The organism is Sphingomonas sp. 77B, assembly GCF_056497825.1.
Genome location: NZ_JBWMBY010000001.1, coordinates 1,996,510 through 2,013,819 on the forward strand (window position 1 = coordinate 1,996,510; position 17,310 = coordinate 2,013,819).

Genomic DNA, 17,310 nt, shown 5'->3' on the forward strand with positions numbered 1-17,310 from the left:
AAAATCGCCGCCCCCCGGCCGTTATACATCATGTCAGCGAAACCAGAGGGTGCGGGCATGGTGGATGTAACAAGGCTGAGTGCCGGGGAAGCGAGGGTCGGGCGGGTTGCCGCCGTGGCGCGTCCCAACGCGCTCACCGGAGCCACCCAGACCGCGCAGAACCCGGTCAAGGCGAACAGCGATATCGGCGGCGCCAGCACCATGGCCCGCACCATGGCCGCGCAGCCGCCGGTCGATATGGATCGCGTCGCCGAGATCAAGAAGGCGATCGCCCAAGGCAATTTCCCGATCCTGCCGGCGACCATCGCCGACCAGATGATTGCGCTGAAGCTCGACTGGAATGGTAAATGACACGCCGTGACGCCCTGATCCGGGTCATCGAGGCCCTTCACCGTGAAATTGCGGCGCTCAAGGTCAACGACGTGGCCGCGCTGGAACGTGCGACGGTCGAGAAGCTGGCCGCGATCGAAGAGGTCGCCGCGCTCGGCACCGGCCCCGCAGGCCCCGAGCTGCGCGAGCTGGCCGACGAGGCCAATCGCCTGAACGAGACCTGCCGCATCTATGTCAACCTGATGGCGGCCAATGTCCGCCGCCGCCTGCAGACGCTGACCGGCGATGCGGGCATGGGCTATCGCCCCGCCATGCGCGCCTATGCCTGATTGCCGCCTGCCGGGCGGCAATGGGTTGCCGCTTTGCCGGAACGGCGGCGGCACCCCCGGCGACATGATCCGCAGGCCCCGATCGGCCGAATAGGCAAGAGCCCGGTTTTACGGGCTTTTTTTATGCCCCGCACGGATTCATGCCGTACGCCTGTCGGCACCGTCAGGAATTGGCACGCCCCTTGCTGAGTATGGCCCGAACAAGGGCTTTTCCGACTCAGCATGACCGTCCAATCCGTCTCTCACGCCAGAATCCAATCGGCCATCGCGCTGGCATCCAGCCGCACGGGCGTCGATTTCGGCTATCTGCTCGGCCAGGCGAAGCTGGAATCGGGGCTGAACGCCAATGCCCGCGCGGGCACCTCCTCGGCGTCGGGGCTCTATCAATTCGTCGAACAGAGCTGGCTAGCGGTCGTCAAGAAGCACGGCGCCGAACATGGCCTGGGCTGGGCGGCCGACGCGATCGGCCAGTCGGGCGGACGCTATTATGTTTCCGGCGGTGCGCGCTCGGCGGTGATGGGGCTGCGCAACGATCCGACCGCCGCCTCGCTGATGGCCGCCGAACACGCCTCGGACAACAAGTCCGCGCTGGAATCGACGCTGGGCCGCGAGGCGGGCGGCACCGACCTGTACATGGCACACTTCCTGGGCCTGGGCGGCGCGACCAAGTTCCTGGGCACCATGGCCAGCAATCCGCAGGCCAGCGGCGCCGCGCTGTTCCCCGCCGCCGCACGCGCCAACCGCTCGGTCTTCTACGCCGCGAACGGCCAGCCGCGCTCGCTCTCGGACATTTACGACCGTTTTTCCGCCAAGCTGGCCGGCACCAAGGCCGATAGCGACGAGACGCGCGACGCCAATCTGCAGTTCGCCGCCCAGGCGCTCGCGCTCCAGGGCATGAACGGCGACGCGACCGTCGTCACCGGCAACAACGAAAGCGCCGCCGATGCGATCGCCTGGGCCAACAGCACCATGAACCAGCTGGGGATGCGCGGCGCGACCGCGACCGGCGACAGCGTGCTGCGGCCCAAGCCCGATCATGCGCGCCTGGCCTATATGATGCTCGCACGGATGGGTGGCTAAGCGATGGGCAAGCTCTTCTCCAGCGGCCGTACCATGGCCCTGCCCGCCGCGATCCTGCTGCTGGTGCTGGTCATGGTCGTGCCGATCCCCCCGGCGCTGCTCGACATCTTCTTCGTGGCGAACATCGCGATCAGCCTGGCCGTGCTGATGGTCGCGCTGAACGCCGAAAAGCCGCTCGACTTCTCGGCCTTCCCGACCGTCCTCCTGTTCGCGACCCTGTTCCGCCTGGGCCTGAACGTCGCCTCGACCCGTATCGTGCTGGTCCATGGCCATGAGGGTGAGAGCGCGGCCGGTCACGTCATCGAGGCGTTCGGCACCTTCCTGATCGGCGGCGACTATGTCGTGGGTCTCTTCGTCTTCGCGATCCTGATGATCATCAACCTGATCGTGGTGACCAAGGGCGCAGGGCGCGTGTCGGAAGTGTCGGCGCGCTTCACCCTGGACGCCCTGCCCGGCAAGCAGATGGCGATCGACGCCGACCTGAACGCCGGGCTCATCACGCCGGACCAGGCCAAGGCGCGCCGCGTCGAGGTGTCGACCGAGGCCGATTTCTACGGTTCGATGGACGGTTCGTCCAAGTTCGTGAAGGGCGACGCGGTCGCCGCCATGCTGATCCTGGCGGCCAATGTCATCGGCGGCCTGATCCTGGGTCCGGTCAGCCATGGCATGGGCATCGCCGACGCGGCCAAGACCTATATCCTGCTCGCCATCGGCGACGCGCTGGTCGCGCAGTTGCCCAGCCTGATGCTGTCGATCGCCGCCGCCGCCATCGTGACGCGCGTGTCGTCGGATCGGGATCTGGCGGGCCAGATCGGCTCGCAGTTCGGTGCATCCAAGACCTGGATCCCGGTCGCCGCGATCCTGGGTCTGCTGGGCGTCCTGCCGGGCATGCCGCATCTGGTGCTGCTGCCCGCCGCCGGGATCGCCGGGTTCACCGCCTGGAAGCTGCGCCAGATCGAGAAGCGCCCGGTCATCGCCCCCGCCGCCCCCGCGCCCGAGCCGGTCGACCCCTCGCGCATCGGCTGGGACGAGGTGATCGACGGCATGCAGGTGCATATCGACATCGGTTACGGCCTGGTGCCGCTGGTCGACGAGCGCCGCGGCGCGCCGCTGATGGCCCGTATCACTGGCGTCCGTCGCCAGCTGTCCAAGGACCTGGGCTTCGTCGTGCCGCAGGCGCGTGTCCGCGACGACATCAACCTCGCGCCCTACAGCTATCGCATCATCATCAACGGCGTCGTCGCGGCCGAGGATCAGGTCTCGCCCGACGAGATGCTGGCGCTCGACACCGGCCAGGCGTTCGGCGCTCTGAACGGCAAGCCGGTCAAGGACCCGACCTTCGGCCTGCCAGCGACCTGGATCCTGAAGGGCGACGCCGATGCCGCCACCGGCATGGGCTACCTGGTCGTCGATCCGGGCACCGTCATGGCGACGCACCTGAACCACATCCTGTCCTCGAACGCCGCCGAGCTGCTCGGCCCCGACGAGGTCCAGTCGCTGCTCGACGGGCTGAAGGAGCGCGCCGCGCAACTCGCCGCCTCGCTCAGCCCCAACCCGCTGCCGCTCACCACCCTGACCCAGGTTCTCAAGGGCCTTCTTTCGGAGAACATCACCTTGAAGGAGTTCCGCCGCATCGCCAGCGCGATCGCCGTGGCGGCCCAGAAGACGCTCGACGCCGAAGAGATCGTCGAGCTGATCCGGCCGCAGCTGGGCGCGCTCATCATCCAGAAGCTGTGCGGGATGCGCGAGCCGCTGCGCGTCATGACGCTGGACGGCCAGCTCGAAGGGCTGCTGGGCCAGGCCATGCGCGCCGACACTGCGCGCCGCCATGTGATCGAACCCGATCTGGGCCGCCGCATCACCGAGGCGCTGACCCAGGCCGCCCAGCCGCTGATCGCCGAGGCCAAGCCCTTCGCGCTGGTCGTGCAGCCGGGCGTGCGCATCGCCATGCGCAAACTGGTCCGGACCTGCCTGCCCGACACGCCCGTCCTCTCCTTCTTCGAAGTGCCCGAGGACAAGGCGGTCGAAGTCGTCGCCGTCATCGGCTCTCCCCATCACCACCAGCAACAGGCGTTGGCCGCATGAGCGCACATCCCCTGAGCGGCGCGTTCATGGACGCGCAGCGCTTCAACCCGGCGAATTTCGATCCCGCGCTGGCCAATCCCACGGTCGCCGACCAGCCGCTGACCTATCGCCCCGCGCCGCGCCGCGCCGGCGTGCCGGGCGGCGATGCGAATGCGGTCATCCGCCAGCACCTGCCGCTGGTCCGGCGCATCGCGTGGCATGTGCATGGGTCCATGTCGAGCATGATCGAGGTCGAGGATCTGGTCCAGGTCGGCCTGGTCGCGCTGGTCGAGGCCGCCGCCTCGTTCGAGGAGCGTGGTGTCGAGTTCGGCCATTACCTCAAGTCGCGGCTGCGCGGCGCGATGATCGACGAGCTTCGCCGCCAGGCCACGACGACGCGCGGCGCGATGCGTCGCCGCCGCCAGTATCATGAGGCGGTCAACACGCTGTCGCAGACCGAGGGCCATGCCCCGGCCGATGAGGCGGTCGCCGAAAAGCTGGGAATCACGGTCGAGCGGCTGCGCGCCGATTACAAGACCGCCGAAGCCGTGCGCATGGAGGCGATCGACGATGTCTATGCCGACGACCTGCCCTGGTTCGCCGACGACACGCCCAATGCCTTCGAGCAGCTGGCCGAAAGCGACCTGCGCGACGCGCTGATCGCCGCCATCTCGGCGCTCCCCGAGCGCGAGGCGATGGTAATCCAGCTCTATTATGTCGAGGAACTCAACCTGGAGGAAATCGGCCAGGTACTCGGCGTCGGCGCGGCGCGCGTCTGCCAGATCAAGAGCGCCGCACATGCCCGGTTGAAGAAGGCCCTCGCCAGCCAGCGTTGATCCTGCCGGGCGGGAACGGCGTCGATCGTTCCCGTTCCGTCATTGCGAGCGAAGCGAAGCAATCCAGGGCGTTTTGCCCGTAACCCTGGATTGCTTCGCTTCGCTCGCAATGACGATTCCTGATAAGGCAAATTTGCTCTAAGCGCGTCCCCGATGACCGGGGACGCCGATGCTCGCACGCCATGAACGCCATCTGATCGCCCGCTATCTGTGGCCGGGTGCGGGCGGGCGGCTGGTCCTGCTGGTCGCCGGCATCGGCTGTACCGGCGTCATGATCGGCGTCGCCGCGCTGGTGCTGGTCATCGCGGTCATGAACGGCGCGCAGACCAAGCTGGCCGAGAGCGTCGCGCCGGTCGACGGGCATCTCAGCGTCACCGTGCCCGCGGGCGCGAAGCTGACCGAGGCGCAGGTTGCCGCTACGATCGCCAAAATCCCCGGCGTCACGCGCACCGAACCGATTCGCGAGATCACCGCCGGGCTGTCGATCGACGGCCGGATCACGGCCGTGAAGCTCCAGGGCCGCGATCCTCGGACACTCTATAGACTCGTGCCGACGATGCGTTCGGCGCTCGCGCACAGTCCCGATCCGGCAAATGCGGTGGCGATCGGTCAGAATGCCGCGATGCAGCTGGGGCTGTTCCCCGGCGACCGGGTCGCGATCGGCCGCGTTCGCGTCGGTGCCGACAATGACGTGTCGCTCGATCTGACCCCGGCACGGGTCGCGGCCTTCTATCCCGACGACGACAAGGGCAGCGACCAGGTAACGTTGTTCGCCCCGCTCGATTCGCCGATCCTGCAAGCGGATCCGGCCGTGACCCGCCGGGTCGCGGTGGTGCTGACCGGCGCGGATCGGGAGGCAGCGGTGACGACCGCGATCCGGCGGCGGCTGGGTTCGGGCTATCCGATCACCAGCTGGCAACAGGCCAATCGCGCGCTGCTCGCCGCGCTCGTCACCGAAAAGATCGGCATGACCATCGCGGTCGGGCTCGTCACGCTGGTCGCGTTGTTCAACATATTGTCGTCGATGACCCTGCTCGCGCGGGCCAAGCGGCGCGAGATCGCGATCCTGCGCACCATGGGCGTGTCCGCGCGCAGCATCATGCGGATCTTCGCCACCGTGGGCAGCATCATCGCGCTGATCGGGGCGGGCATCGGCCTGTCGCTGGCCGCGGCGCTGCTGACCCAGCGGGCGGCGATCGTTGCGGGCGTCCGCCATCTGTCCCCTGCCCGGCAGGCCGAATGGGACGTGTTCCTGTCGCTGCCGATCGGGATTTCCGCACGCGAGCTGGCGGTGATCGCCCTGAGCGTCGTGGCGGGCGCGGTGCTGGCCAGCCTGTATCCCGCCTGGCGCGCGGGGCGGACATCACCCGCCATCGTGCTACGCGCCGATTAAAGCATGGCACATCACACCAATCCGTCATGGCGAGCGTAGCGAAGCAATCCAGAGCCGGACTAGGACGCCCTGGATTGCTTCGCTACGCTCGCCATGACGATGCGGAGTCAATCCTGCGCCTTCACCTAGGATGCGATCCAACGGCGCTGGATCAGTACGGCACCGGCTCACGTCAGCCGATCAGACTCTAACCACACGCAAGTAAACCCCGGCGACATCGCTGCCGCCGGGGTTTGTCCTGCAAACCGGTCCGTGAGGATCTCGCGGCCGGTCGGCCCCGCCACCCGAGTGGGGGCGCGGTGCCGGGGCGCTCAGGATCCGGGAATTACTGGCCGAGCAGCTTGAGCACGCCCTGCTGCGACTGGTTGGCCTGGCTCAGCATCGCGGTCGACGCCTGGCTCAGGATCTGGGCCTTGGCGAGCGCGGTGGTTTCGGCCGAGAAATCGGTGTCCTCGATGCGGCTGCGCGCGTCCGTCAGGTTGGTGACGTTCGAGGTCAGGTTATTGACCGCCGACTGGAGCCGATTCTGCGTGGCACCCAGGCCTGCGCGGATGTTGGCGACCCGGCCGATCGCGCCGTCGAAATTTTCGAGCGTCGCGGCGGCGGCGATGGTGCTGGGCCCCGTCGCCGGATTGACGATGGTGACCGCGGCATTGATCGCGGCATCGGTGGTCATGTTGGTGAAGGTCATGTTGATGGCGTCGTTGGTATTCGCGCCTGCCTGGATCGGCACGACACCGGCGGTGCCAGCCGTCCCGTCCAGCAACTTCTGACCGTTGAACTGCGTATTGAACAGGATGTTCGACACCTGATTCGCCAGCGCGTTCTGTTCGGCGGTGATGTTCGCCTTGTCGTTGGTCGAATAGATGCCGTTGGCCTTCTGCACGGCCAGTTCGCGCATACGCTGGAGCATGTTGCTCACTTCGTCCAGCGCACCTTCGGCGGTCTGCGCCATCGAGATGCCGTCATTGGCGTTGCGAATGCCCTGGTTCATGCCGCGCACCTGCGCCGACATGGAGGCGGCGATGGCGAGGCCGGCGGCGTCGTCCTTCGCGGAGTTGATTCGCTTGCCGGTGGACAGGCGCTGCATCGACACGTTCAGCGATTCCGTGGCGGCGCCGTTGGCGCTCGAGGCGCGTAACGCCGAAATATTACTGGCGATAACCGTCATGGTTGTTCTCCAAAGCCGGAGCTCTCCGCCGCCCCCAAGGCGAAGGTCGAGCTGCCATGACGGGTAACGACCGCCTGGAACCGGACTTTAGAGAAAAGAATCGAGTGGGCGCATTTTTTCGGGCGGAGCCCCCCGACACCTTATTATAAGGCATCGGGGGGTCCACCTTCCGCGACCGAGGGGAAAACCGCGGTCGGCATTCGCCCAGGGCGATTAGCCGAGGAGCTTCAGCACGCCCTGCTGCGACTGGTTGGCCTGGCTCAGCATCGCGGTCGACGCCTGGCTCAGGATCTGCGCCTTGGCGAGCGCGGTGGTTTCTTCCGAGAAGTCGGTGTCCGAGATGCGGCTCTTCGCTTCGGCCAGGTTGGTCATGTTCGACGTCGCGCTGTTGACCGCCGACTGGAGGCGGTTCTGCGTCGCACCCAGGCCAGCCCGGATCGACGACACGTCGGCGATCGCGGCATCGTAGTTGTCCAAACTGTCGGACTTCAGCGCCGTATCCGTACCAGTCGGAGCAAAGTTCACGACGGCGCCCAGCTGCGAGCCGGTAGCGGCCGCGCCGCCCGTTGCCGCGACATAAGTGGCGGTCAGATCGCGCAGACCGATGCTGACCGTGTCGTTGGACGTTGCGCCAGTCTGGATCGTCACGCTCGAGGCCGCGTTGAACAACTGCTTGTTGTTGAACTGCGTGTTCTTAACAACGGCGCTGATCTGCGCGGCCAGCGTGGTCTGCTCGTTGGTGATGTTCGCCTTGTCGGCGGTCGAATAGGTGCCGTTCGACGACTGGACCTTCAGCTCGCGCATACGCTGGAGCATGTTGCCGACTTCGTTCAGCGCGCCTTCCGCCGTCTGGGCCAGCGAAATGCCGTCATTCGCGTTGCGGATGCCCTGCGCCATGCCCTTGATCTGCGCGGTCATCGAGTCGCTGATGGCCAGACCCGCCGCGTCGTCCTTTGCCGAGTTGATGCGGTTGCCGGTCGACAGGCGCTGCATCGAGGTGCTGAGCGCGAGCGAGGCCGAGGTCGAAGCAGCGGTTGCCCGCATAGCACTGATATTGCTGGCAATAACGGTCATGTGATGTCTCCAAATCTGCTCGGCGATCCGTCTGTGTCCCCTCTGGACCACCGAGCCGCCGAGTGGAGTAACGGCCGCTTTCCGGCAGGCTTTAGCCGGTTCCGTGCAAATTTTTGCCGGTGGCCTTGCCGGTTTTGCCGGAACGGTCGCGCGCGCGGCCGGGCGTCGCCCGCATACGTATGGGCGCGCGTCGCGCCCGGAAAAAACTTGCCGTTCGCGTTGCCGCATTAACCACGGTTTTACCAAACAGGCGGCATTGGAGACTCACGAAAGGACTCCACGTCAGATGTCGTCGATTCACCCCTCCGCTGCGCTCGTTAAGCAGAAATATGCGCTGATCTCCGGGCTCCGGGCCCAGGGCATGGCCATTGCCGAGCAGGGCGCCGTGCCCCAGGCCGGGGACCTGTTCCTCGTCACCGAGGGCGATGTGATCGAACATCCGGCGCGCACCGTCATCGTCTCCGACGGCCCGGTCCCCGCGATCACCCCGGCGATGGGCGGCCGCCCCGCCGCCGTGACCTATTCCGCCGCCGAGTCGGGCGTGGGCAACAGCTTCGTCCGCGCGCTGCTGGCAGGTTCCGCCATGCCGACCGCCGCCGACCCGGAGAGCCTGGCGCTCTTCACGCTGGCCGAGCGCGTCGCCCAGGCGGACATCACCGTCCTCATCAACGGCCCGACCGGCACCGGCAAGGAAGTCGTCGCCCGCGCCATCCATGCGCAATCGGTGCGCGCCAACAAGCCGTTCGTGGCGATCAACTGCGCCGCGCTGCCGGAATCGATGCTGGAGGCACTGCTCTTCGGTCACCAGAAGGGCGCGTTCACCGGCGCGGCGCAGGCGGGCGAAGGTTTCTTCCGCGCGGCGGACGGCGGCACGCTGCTCCTCGACGAGATTGCCGAGATGCCGCTCCAGCTCCAGGCCAAGCTGCTCCGCGTGCTGCAGGAGCGTGAAGTGATCCCGCTGGGCGCATCGATGCCGCAGTCGGTCGACGTCCGCGTCATCGCCTGCGCCAATCGCGACCTGCAGGCTGAAGTGGCGGCGGGCCGGTTCCGCGCCGACTTGTACTACCGCCTCTCGGTCTTCCCGCTGACCACCAAGGCGCTGGCCGAGCGTCGCCTGGATATCCCTGCGCTCGCCGCGACGATGATCCTGCGCCACGCCGCAGGCCGCACCGCCATTCCGTGGCCGAGCGCGGCGGCGATCGAGAAGCTGGCCAAGCACAACTGGCCCGGCAACGTCCGCGAGCTGGAAAACGTCATCCAGCGCGCGCTGCTCTTTGCCGGTGGCGCGACGATCGAGCCCGAGCATATCGTGTTCGACCGTCCGATGATCGCCAACGACCTGGACGACGAGCCGCTGACCGTGACCACCGCCGAAGCGACGCTGGGCAAGGTCGTGCAGATGAGCGAGTTCGCCGCGATCCGCGAGATGCTGGCGGCCTGCGGCGGCAACCGGGTCGAGACCGCCAAGCGCCTAGGCATCTCGGAGCGCACTCTGCGCTACCGTCTCGCCAAGGCGCGCGAACAGGGCGAAGAGATCATCCGACCCTCTAGCCGGGCCGTGATGGCATGAGCGTCGGTGGTGTCGGCGGTGCGATGAGCGTCGACCGGGTGATGGCGCTTCGCGCCCAGATCCTGGAACGCAATCAGGCACTCAAGGCGGCAAGCCAGGCCGGTGCCAACCAGGCGGCACAGGCCGCCCAGACCCAAGCCCCGGCTGCGACCAGCTTTGCCGATACGCTGGAATCCGCGCTGAAGGGCGTGAACGAAGGCCAGCAGCAGGCCGCCCGCCTGTCCGAATCCTACGAACGCGGCGAAACGGTCGACATCGCCAAGGTGATGATGGCCCGCCAGCAGGCATCGGTCGGGTTCGAGGCGACCCTGCAAGTCCGCAACAAACTCCTGTCCGCCTATAAGGACATCATGAGCATGCCGGTGTAAGATGAGCACTGCCCTCACCCCCGCATCCGCCAATCCGGCACCGGCGCTGCCGCCCTTGCCGGAAAAGTTCGCCAACCCGCTTCGCCAGATCAAGTCGGTGATGGCGCAGCCCGCCGTCCGCCGTTCCGCGCCGATGGCGATGCTGATCGGACTGATCGCCGCCGCCGCGCTGGCGTGGATGGCGCTGTCCAGCCCGCCGCAGAAGACGCTGTTCGACAATCTGTCGGACGCGGACAAGCAGGCCGTGACGACCGCGCTGTCGGCCGCGAACATCAAGAGCAAGATCAACGACGGCACCGGCGCGCTGACCGTGAACGAGGAGGATTACTCCAGGGCGCGGATGCTGCTGGCGGGTCAGGGGCTGCCGAAACAGGCGCCCGGCGGCTATGCGATCCTCGACCAGTTGCCGATGGGCGTCAGCCGCGCGGTCGAGGGCGAACGCCTTCGCCAGGCCCGCGAGAGCGAACTCGCCCGCTCGATCGAGGAGATCGACGCGGTGGCCGAGGCGCGCGTGCACCTTGCCACGCCCGATGCCTCGCCCTTCATCCGCGACAAGTCCTCGCCTTCGGCCTCGGTGGTGCTCAAGCTCAATGCCGGGCGCTCGCTGTCGGAATCGCAGGTCCAGTCGATCGTCAACCTCGTCGCCTCGTCGGTGCCGGGCATGAAGCCCGAGGACGTGACCGTCGTCGACCAGATGGGCGGCCTGCTGTCCAAGAAGGGCGCGGACGGCGCGACCGGCGACGATCGTCGCATCGATTTCCAGCGCCGCCTGGAGGAAAAGTACCGCACCCAGCTGATCCAGCTGCTGACCCCGCTGGTCGGCGCGGGCAACTTCACCGCCGAGGTGCAGACCGAGGTCAATCTGGACGAAACCAGCGCGACCCGCGAACGCTATGACAAGGACGGTGCGCTGCGTGCCGAAACCGGCAACTGGACCGGCAATCAGAAGGATCCGACCACGCCCGGCGGCATTCCCGGTGCGCTGTCCAACACGCCGCCGCCCGCCAGCACGCTGCAACAGCCGCAGGCCGCGAATGGTGCGAACGGCGCGCCGCCCGCCGATGGCAAGCCGGTCGCCGGTGGTCCGGGCGTGAACCCCGAAAAACAGTCCGACGCCTTCCAGCGCGCCTATGACCTGAACAAGGAAGTGTCGGTGACCCGCGCCGCGCCGGGTTCGATCAAGCGGCTGACCGTCGCCGTCCTGCTGCGCGACCCCGCCACCGGCAAGCGCAGCCAGATGGAGATCAACCAGATTTCCGACCTGGTGAAGTCGGCGGTCGGCTTCGACCAGCAGCGCAACGACAATGTCACCGTCATCAGCCGCAAGTTCGCCGACGCGGGTGTCGACGACAAGCGTGCCTGGTATGACAATAGCTGGCTGCCCATCGTCGCCCGCAATGCGACCGCGCTGGTCATCGCCCTCCTCGTCCTGCTGTTGGGCGTGCGTCCGCTGGTCAAGGCGATGGCGAAGAAGAAGGACGGGGCCGACGCGGCCAAGGCGCTGCCCATGGGTGCCGCCGACGGCGCGGGCGTGGGCAATGTCCTGCTCGGCGCGGACGGCCAGCCGGTGATCGGCCCCAACGGCCAGCCCGTGCGCATCGGCCCCGATGGCCAGCCCATGTGGGTCGGCGCGGACGGCCAGCCCATGCCCGGCATGATCGGCCAGCAGCCGCCCGCCGTGACGCTCGACGAGATCGAGGACACCAACAATTTCGACGAACGGATCACCAAGGTGCGCGGCTTCACCCGTGACAACCCGGCGCGCGCCGCGCTGGCCGTCCGCGACATGATCCGTTCGGAGGCGCAGCAGTAATGGCCTCCGCAGAAGAGGGGCGCGTCTATTCCGGGGTCGAGCGCGCCGCCGTCCTGATGATGCTGGTCGGCGAGGAAGAAGCCGCCGCCATCCTCCAGAAACTGGAGCCCGACGAGGTCCGCGAACTAGGCAAGGCGATGTATTCGATCGCCGATGTCAGCGAGCAGGATGTCGGCTTCGTGCTCGACGATTTCGTCGGCTGCGCCCGCGCCCGTGCCTCGATCGCCTTCCAGCCCAAGCCGATCGTCGAGAATCTGATGAACCGCGCGCTCGGGCCGGAACGCGCCGGCAGCGTGCTGTCGCGCATCGTGCCCGCCGACGCGCAGTGCGAGATCGAGATGCTCGGCTGGCTTGACCCGGTCGACATCGCTAAGATCGTCGAGAAGGAACATCCGCAGATCGGCGCGGTCCTGATCGCCAATTGCGATCCCGCCGTCGCGGGCAAGGTGCTGGAGCTGCTGCCCGAGGCGATGCAGCCCGACATCCTGCACCGCGTCGCCCGGCTGGGCCCGGTGACGCCGCAGGCGATCGACACGCTGAACGGCGTGCTCAAGCGCTGGAGCGAAGGCGGCAGCGGCGGCCAGGGCCTGGCGATGGGCGGATCGCGCGAAGCGGCCAAGATCCTGTCGAGCGCCCGCAAGGCGACCGAACAGCGGGTCATGCCCAAGCTGTTCAAGATCGACCGCGATGTCGCCAAGCAGATCGAGGAAGCGCTGTTCATCTTCGAGAACCTGCTCGACATGGACGACAAGAATCTGGGCACCCTCATCCGCAACGTCGACGGCGAAATCCTCACCCGCGCGCTCAAGGGTGCGGACGAAGCGGCCCGCGATCGCTTCCTGGGCTGCATGTCGGCGCGTGCGGCGGCCGGTATCCGCGACGAGATCGAATCGCGCGGCCCGATGAAGCTGTCCGAGGTGCTGGAGGCGCAGAAGGCGATGATTACCGTCGCGCGCAACCTGGCCAAGGAAGGCACGATCATGATGGGCGGAGGCGAGGACGATTATGTCTGATTTCGTCGCCGGTTTCTCCGCCCGCCAGAATGCGGCGGCGGCCGCGCTGCAACAGGCCTTCGCACCCCCCGGCGGCTTTGCGCCGTCGGGCATGCCGGGCCTGCACGTCGATCTGGGCTCCGGGCCGATCTCGTTCCGTCCGCAGGCGCCGACCGGCGGCCTGGGCGCGACGGCGGCCGACAATGTCGCGCCCGGCCATCCGCGCCATTTCCATCCCGCCAGCCGCGATCACGATCCGACCCAGGGCTGGGACCCCTTTGCCGCGTGCGAGGATCCCGTCGAACCGGCGGTCGATCCGATCACCGCCGCCCATGCCTCGGGCCATGCGGAGGGCTATGCCGAAGGGCTCGCCGCCGCCCAGCGCCAGTTCCAGGCGCAGGCCGATGCCGAGGCCCGCGACAGCCGGATGGTCACCTCGATCACCGAGGCGCTGTCCGCGCGCATCGATCGCCAGGCGATGGCCGAACAGCTGCGCCAGACCGTGCTGATGCTCGTCGGCAAGTTGGTGGGCGAGATCGGCGTCGATGCCGAGCGGCTCGCTGGCCGGATCGAGGGGGCGATGGACCTGTTGTCCGACGCCAAGGAAGCCGCGATGCTGCGCGTCCACCCGGACGATGTGGCGATGCTGGCCGAACGCCTGCCCCAGACCGTCTTCCCCGTCGGCGACCCGAATGTGGAGCGCGGCGGCTTCGTCCTCGAAAGCGCCTCGACCATCGTCGAGGACGGCCCCTCGCTGTGGCTCGACCAGCTCGCCGCCGCGATCGACAAGGTTCCCGTTCCGCAATGCTGAACCGTTTCACCACCGATTACCTCGAGACCATGGCCCAGGCGGACTTCGCACCGCGCGCGGCGGTGGCGGGTCGGCTGGCCTCCTATGACGGTCTGCTCATGGAAGCGGTCGGGCTGTCGCTGCCGGTCGGCACGGTCTGCGCGATCGGTGAGAAGGGCAGCCATTGTGTCGAGGCCGAGGTGATCGGGTTCCGCAACGGCCGCACGCTGATGATGAATCTGGGCGGCCCCGCCCCCCTGCTCCCCCGCGCGCCGGTGCGCCCGCTCGGCCCTCCGGGCGAAGCGGAAGTGGGGGCGGCGATGCTCGGCCGCGTGGTCGACGGATCGGGCAAGCCGATCGACGGCCTGGGCCCCATTCGCGGCGCCGACCGTTGGCCGCTGGCGGGCAAGATGCAGTCGCCGCTCGACCGGGGCCGCGTGCTCGAGCCGATGGACGTCGGCGTGCGCGCGATCAACGGGCTTCTCACCATCGGTCAGGGCCAGCGCGTCGGCATCATGGCGGGCTCGGGCGTCGGCAAGTCGGTGCTGCTGGGCATGATGGTCCGCGCGGCACGCGCCGATGTCATCGTCATCGGCCTGATCGGCGAGCGCAGTCGCGAAGTCGCCGACTTCCTCGAAACCAAGGTCGCTGGCGCGGCCCGCGCACGCTCGGTCGTGGTCGCGGTGCCCGCCAACCATTCGCCGGTGCTGCGCATCCGCGGCGCGCTGCGCGCCACCGCCATTGCCGAGGCGTTCCGCGCCGAGGGCAAGAAGGTCCTGCTCATCATGGATTCGCTGACCCGCGTCGCCCATGCGGGGCGCGAGATCGGGCTGGCGCTGGGCGAGCCCGCCTCGGCGCGCGGCTATCCGCCCTCGGCCATCGCGATGCTGCCCAACCTGATCGAGCGGGCGGGCGCCGATGCGCACGGCACCGGATCGATCACCGCCATTTATACGGTGCTGGCCGACGGCGACGATGGCAATGATCCGGTCGTCGACTCGGCGCGGTCGATCCTGGACGGGCATATCGTGCTCAACCGTCATCTGGCCGAGCGCGGCGTCTATCCCGCCATCGATATCGGCCCCTCGGTCAGCCGCGTGATGACCGATATCGTCGGCCGTCCGCACGCACAGGCGGCGCGGACGCTGCGCCGCCATCTGGCGACCTATGAGGAAAATCGCGATCTCGTCCTGATGGGCGCATACCGTTCGGGCGCGGACCCGGCGATCGATGCCGCCATCGCCTGCCACCCGGCGGTGATGGAATATATCCGGCAGGACGCCGACGAGGTCGTGCCGCTCGACCATGCGGTCGAGGAACTGGTGGGCATTTTCGGTCAGCCGATCGGCTGATCCGTTTCCAAGGGGGGAAACAGACATGGCATCCCGGCAACAGACGATGCTGTCCCGGCTTCACCGGGTCCGCACGCTGCAACTCAATCTGACGCTGGCCGACGAAGCGAGGGCGCATGAACGCGTCGCTTCCGAACACCAGCTGTCGCAGCGTATCGGCCAGCTGATCGATGCGGTGACCCCCGCTCCGGCGGTGACGGCGTCGGCCGCGTCGCTGATGGCGAATGCGCATTTCCGCCACCGGCTGCTCGAATCGGCCGATGCCGCGACCGCGCGTATCCAGGTCGCCGAACAGCGCGCCGCCCAGGCGGGCGAGCAGACCAAGGCTGCCAAGCGCGACCGGACCGCCGTCGAGAAGCTGATGGACCGCGCGCGCATGGCCGCGATCCGCGCCGAGATGCGCGCGCTGGAGGATATGCCCGCCAGCGGCGGCCGACGCACCAATCGGCACGAACCTTGCTGACAGACCTGTCATGATGTCCTCCATCTCCTCCCTCACGCCCTCCGGCACCGCCTCCGCCCGCTTGGGCACCGGGGCTGGCGCGGGCGATCCGATGGCCTCCGCCTTCGCGATGCTCTTTGCGCTGATGCCGGGCATGGGCGAGGCGAAGGCCATGGGCGGTGGCGAAGGCCAGCCCAAGTCCGACGCCGACACGGCCAAGGACGGCAGCACAACCGAAAAGGACGGCAAGGACGTGCCGAGCGACGCCACCGCCTTGCCGGTGATGCCGTTCGCGATCCCGACCCTGCCGGTGGCGCCGCCCGAACCCGTCGCGGTGCCGGTCGCCGCGTCCGGAAGCGCGTCCAACACCGGGCCCGCACCGATCACGACACTTCTCGCGTCGATGCCGACATCGCCTGACGCCGGGGCCGCCCCGATGGCCGCGGCAGTTGGCCTGTCCGATCGGACGAAGGCGCCGGTGACTTTCGATCCCCTGAAGGGGACGATGCCCGTGCCCGCCACCATGATGGTTCCGGCGGCAGACGATACCGATCAAACGACGCCGGTCCCGGTTCGGCTCGATTCGCCGCTGCCGACGACCCCCCTGACCACCGGGGCGAGCGTTTCGATCGCGGCGCCGTCGACAGCGAGCGTTCGGACGGCGACGCTCGCCAATGCGGCGGTTCCCCTGATGCCGGGCAACACGGCCTCGCCGACCATCGCACGGGATATCGCGCCCGCAATCCTTCGCAATACGACGCTGAACGCCCAGGCAGAAACGCCGGGGGATATGCCGGTCGCCGCAGTCGCGCGTGACGCGGTGTCGAACGCGTCGGTCTCGCCCGGTGCCGACGCTCCGCCCGCCATACCCGGCCAAGCCGTGCGAAACGTGACGACGGGCATCCCGCTCGCGATTCGCGCCGACGCCGCGCCGACCGCCATTCCCGTCGATGCGACCCCGGTCGTCCTGACGACCGATGGCGAGCGCCCCGCCATCGCCCGGCCGGACATGCCGCTCCGCTTCACCGCGAACGGCGCCTCCGCGCCCGTCGTCTCACCGCTGCCGATCGAGTCCCCTGCCCCGATCCTCCAGCCGGGCCAGAGCGCACCCGCCATCCAGCTTTTCGGGGCCGCGATGCGCGGCGAACAGAGCTTCGACCCGCGCACCACCGATCGCCGCAAGGACGACGCCGCGCTGTCGGTCGATCCGACGACGCTGACCCGCGCCGATTCGCTGACCGCCGCGCCGGTCGTGGCGACCACGGGGGCCGAGCAGGCCCCGCTCGACATGACGCAGCATCATTGGCCGCAGGGGATGATCGACCGCATCGACCGGATGCGCGAGGACGCGGCCACCGCCGATACCCGCATCCAGCTGTCGCCCGATGCGCTGGGCGGCATCGCGGTGAACCTGCGCCAGGAGGACGGCGCGACGCATATCCACTTCACCGCCGACCAGGCGCAGACCGCCTCCATGCTCGCCGACGCCCAGCCGACCCTGGCGCGGCTGGCCGAGGAAAAGGGCATGCGCCTGGGTCAGACCGGCGTCGACATGGGTCAGTCGGGCATGGGCGGCGAGCGACAGGCGCCGCCGCGTCGCCCCGATCCCGTCATGCCCACCCGCCCGGCCTTCACGGGCGCCACCGCTTCCAGCGACGCCGGGGACCCGGCCGCCGCCTCCACCCGAATCGCCTGAGGACTGAGCC

16 protein-coding genes are annotated in these 17,310 nt (G+C 68.2%); 14 read left to right on the plus strand and 2 right to left on the minus strand.

Annotated elements, in window-relative coordinates; genetic code table 11:
- Positions 1–114: 114 nt before the first annotated feature.
- The 6 genes from flgM to AC1GI4_RS09440 all read left to right on the plus strand — a co-directional run bounded on the left by flgM (position 115) and on the right by AC1GI4_RS09440 (position 6,032).
- On the plus strand, positions 115–351 hold the full coding sequence (flgM, locus tag AC1GI4_RS09415) for a flagellar biosynthesis anti-sigma factor FlgM (RefSeq protein WP_367113910.1): 237 nt from the start codon (positions 115–117) through the stop codon (positions 349–351).
- Positions 348–659: a flagellar protein FlgN gene (locus AC1GI4_RS09420; protein WP_294270572.1), complete on the plus strand. Its 312-nt coding sequence runs from the start codon at positions 348–350 to the stop codon at positions 657–659. Before flgM ends, AC1GI4_RS09420 begins: the two co-directional genes overlap by 4 nt.
- Positions 660–881: 222 nt before the next feature.
- Entirely contained in the window at positions 882–1,739 is an 858-nt protein-coding gene (locus AC1GI4_RS09425) for a lytic transglycosylase domain-containing protein (protein ID WP_479629336.1), read from the plus strand.
- Between the two features lie 3 nt (positions 1,740–1,742).
- Positions 1,743–3,824 carry a flagellar biosynthesis protein FlhA gene (gene flhA, locus AC1GI4_RS09430; protein WP_294270577.1) on the plus strand — a complete coding sequence of 694 codons (2,082 nt, stop codon included), beginning with the start codon at positions 1,743–1,745 and terminating at the stop codon, positions 3,822–3,824.
- Entirely contained in the window at positions 3,821–4,639 is an 819-nt protein-coding gene (locus AC1GI4_RS09435) for a sigma-70 family RNA polymerase sigma factor (RefSeq protein WP_479629337.1), read from the plus strand. The genes flhA and AC1GI4_RS09435 overlap by 4 nt, the downstream gene beginning before the upstream one ends.
- A gap of 169 nt (positions 4,640–4,808) precedes the next feature.
- Complete coding sequence (locus AC1GI4_RS09440) at positions 4,809–6,032, plus strand: FtsX-like permease family protein (RefSeq protein ID WP_479629338.1); 1,224 nt, start codon at positions 4,809–4,811, stop codon at positions 6,030–6,032.
- Between the two features lie 325 nt (positions 6,033–6,357).
- Here the strand turns inward: AC1GI4_RS09440 and AC1GI4_RS09445 are convergent, their stop codons facing one another.
- Entirely contained in the window at positions 6,358–7,203 is an 846-nt protein-coding gene (locus AC1GI4_RS09445; protein ID WP_294270587.1) for a flagellin N-terminal helical domain-containing protein, read from the minus strand.
- A gap of 213 nt (positions 7,204–7,416) precedes the next feature.
- Positions 7,417–8,277, minus strand: a complete 861-nt coding sequence (locus tag AC1GI4_RS09450) for a flagellin N-terminal helical domain-containing protein (protein WP_294270589.1) — start codon at positions 8,275–8,277, stop codon at positions 7,417–7,419.
- A gap of 286 nt (positions 8,278–8,563) precedes the next feature.
- Here AC1GI4_RS09450 and AC1GI4_RS09455 point away from each other — a divergent pair, with 286 nt between their 5' ends.
- Genes AC1GI4_RS09455 through AC1GI4_RS09490 form a run of 8 tightly spaced genes read left to right on the plus strand, consistent with a single transcriptional unit; the run spans position 8,564 to position 17,300 of the window.
- A complete protein-coding gene (locus tag AC1GI4_RS09455; protein WP_479629339.1) occupies positions 8,564–9,847 on the plus strand; it encodes a sigma-54 interaction domain-containing protein in 1,284 nt (427 codons plus the stop codon).
- The gene (gene fliE, locus AC1GI4_RS09460; protein ID WP_294270595.1) at positions 9,844–10,215 is read left to right on the plus strand and encodes a flagellar hook-basal body complex protein FliE; all 372 of its coding nucleotides are present in this window, start codon (positions 9,844–9,846) and stop codon (positions 10,213–10,215) included. The genes AC1GI4_RS09455 and fliE overlap by 4 nt, the downstream gene beginning before the upstream one ends.
- 1 nt (position 10,216) lies before the next feature.
- On the plus strand, positions 10,217–12,028 hold the full coding sequence (fliF, locus tag AC1GI4_RS09465) for a flagellar basal-body MS-ring/collar protein FliF (protein ID WP_479629340.1): 1,812 nt from the start codon (positions 10,217–10,219) through the stop codon (positions 12,026–12,028).
- Positions 12,028–13,041, plus strand: a complete 1,014-nt coding sequence (gene fliG / locus AC1GI4_RS09470; RefSeq protein ID WP_294270634.1) for a flagellar motor switch protein FliG — start codon at positions 12,028–12,030, stop codon at positions 13,039–13,041. The genes fliF and fliG overlap by 1 nt, the downstream gene beginning before the upstream one ends.
- Entirely contained in the window at positions 13,034–13,831 is a 798-nt protein-coding gene (locus AC1GI4_RS09475; protein ID WP_294270637.1) for a FliH/SctL family protein, read from the plus strand. Before fliG ends, AC1GI4_RS09475 begins: the two co-directional genes overlap by 8 nt.
- Positions 13,825–15,162: a FliI/YscN family ATPase gene (locus tag AC1GI4_RS09480; protein ID WP_479629341.1), complete on the plus strand. Its 1,338-nt coding sequence runs from the start codon at positions 13,825–13,827 to the stop codon at positions 15,160–15,162. Before AC1GI4_RS09475 ends, AC1GI4_RS09480 begins: the two co-directional genes overlap by 7 nt.
- A 25-nt stretch (positions 15,163–15,187) precedes the next feature.
- The gene (locus AC1GI4_RS09485; RefSeq protein ID WP_479629342.1) at positions 15,188–15,625 is read left to right on the plus strand and encodes a hypothetical protein; all 438 of its coding nucleotides are present in this window, start codon (positions 15,188–15,190) and stop codon (positions 15,623–15,625) included.
- Between the two features lie 10 nt (positions 15,626–15,635).
- Positions 15,636–17,300 carry a flagellar hook-length control protein FliK gene (locus AC1GI4_RS09490; RefSeq protein WP_479629343.1) on the plus strand — a complete coding sequence of 555 codons (1,665 nt, stop codon included), beginning with the start codon at positions 15,636–15,638 and terminating at the stop codon, positions 17,298–17,300.
- Positions 17,301–17,310 lie beyond the last annotated feature (10 nt).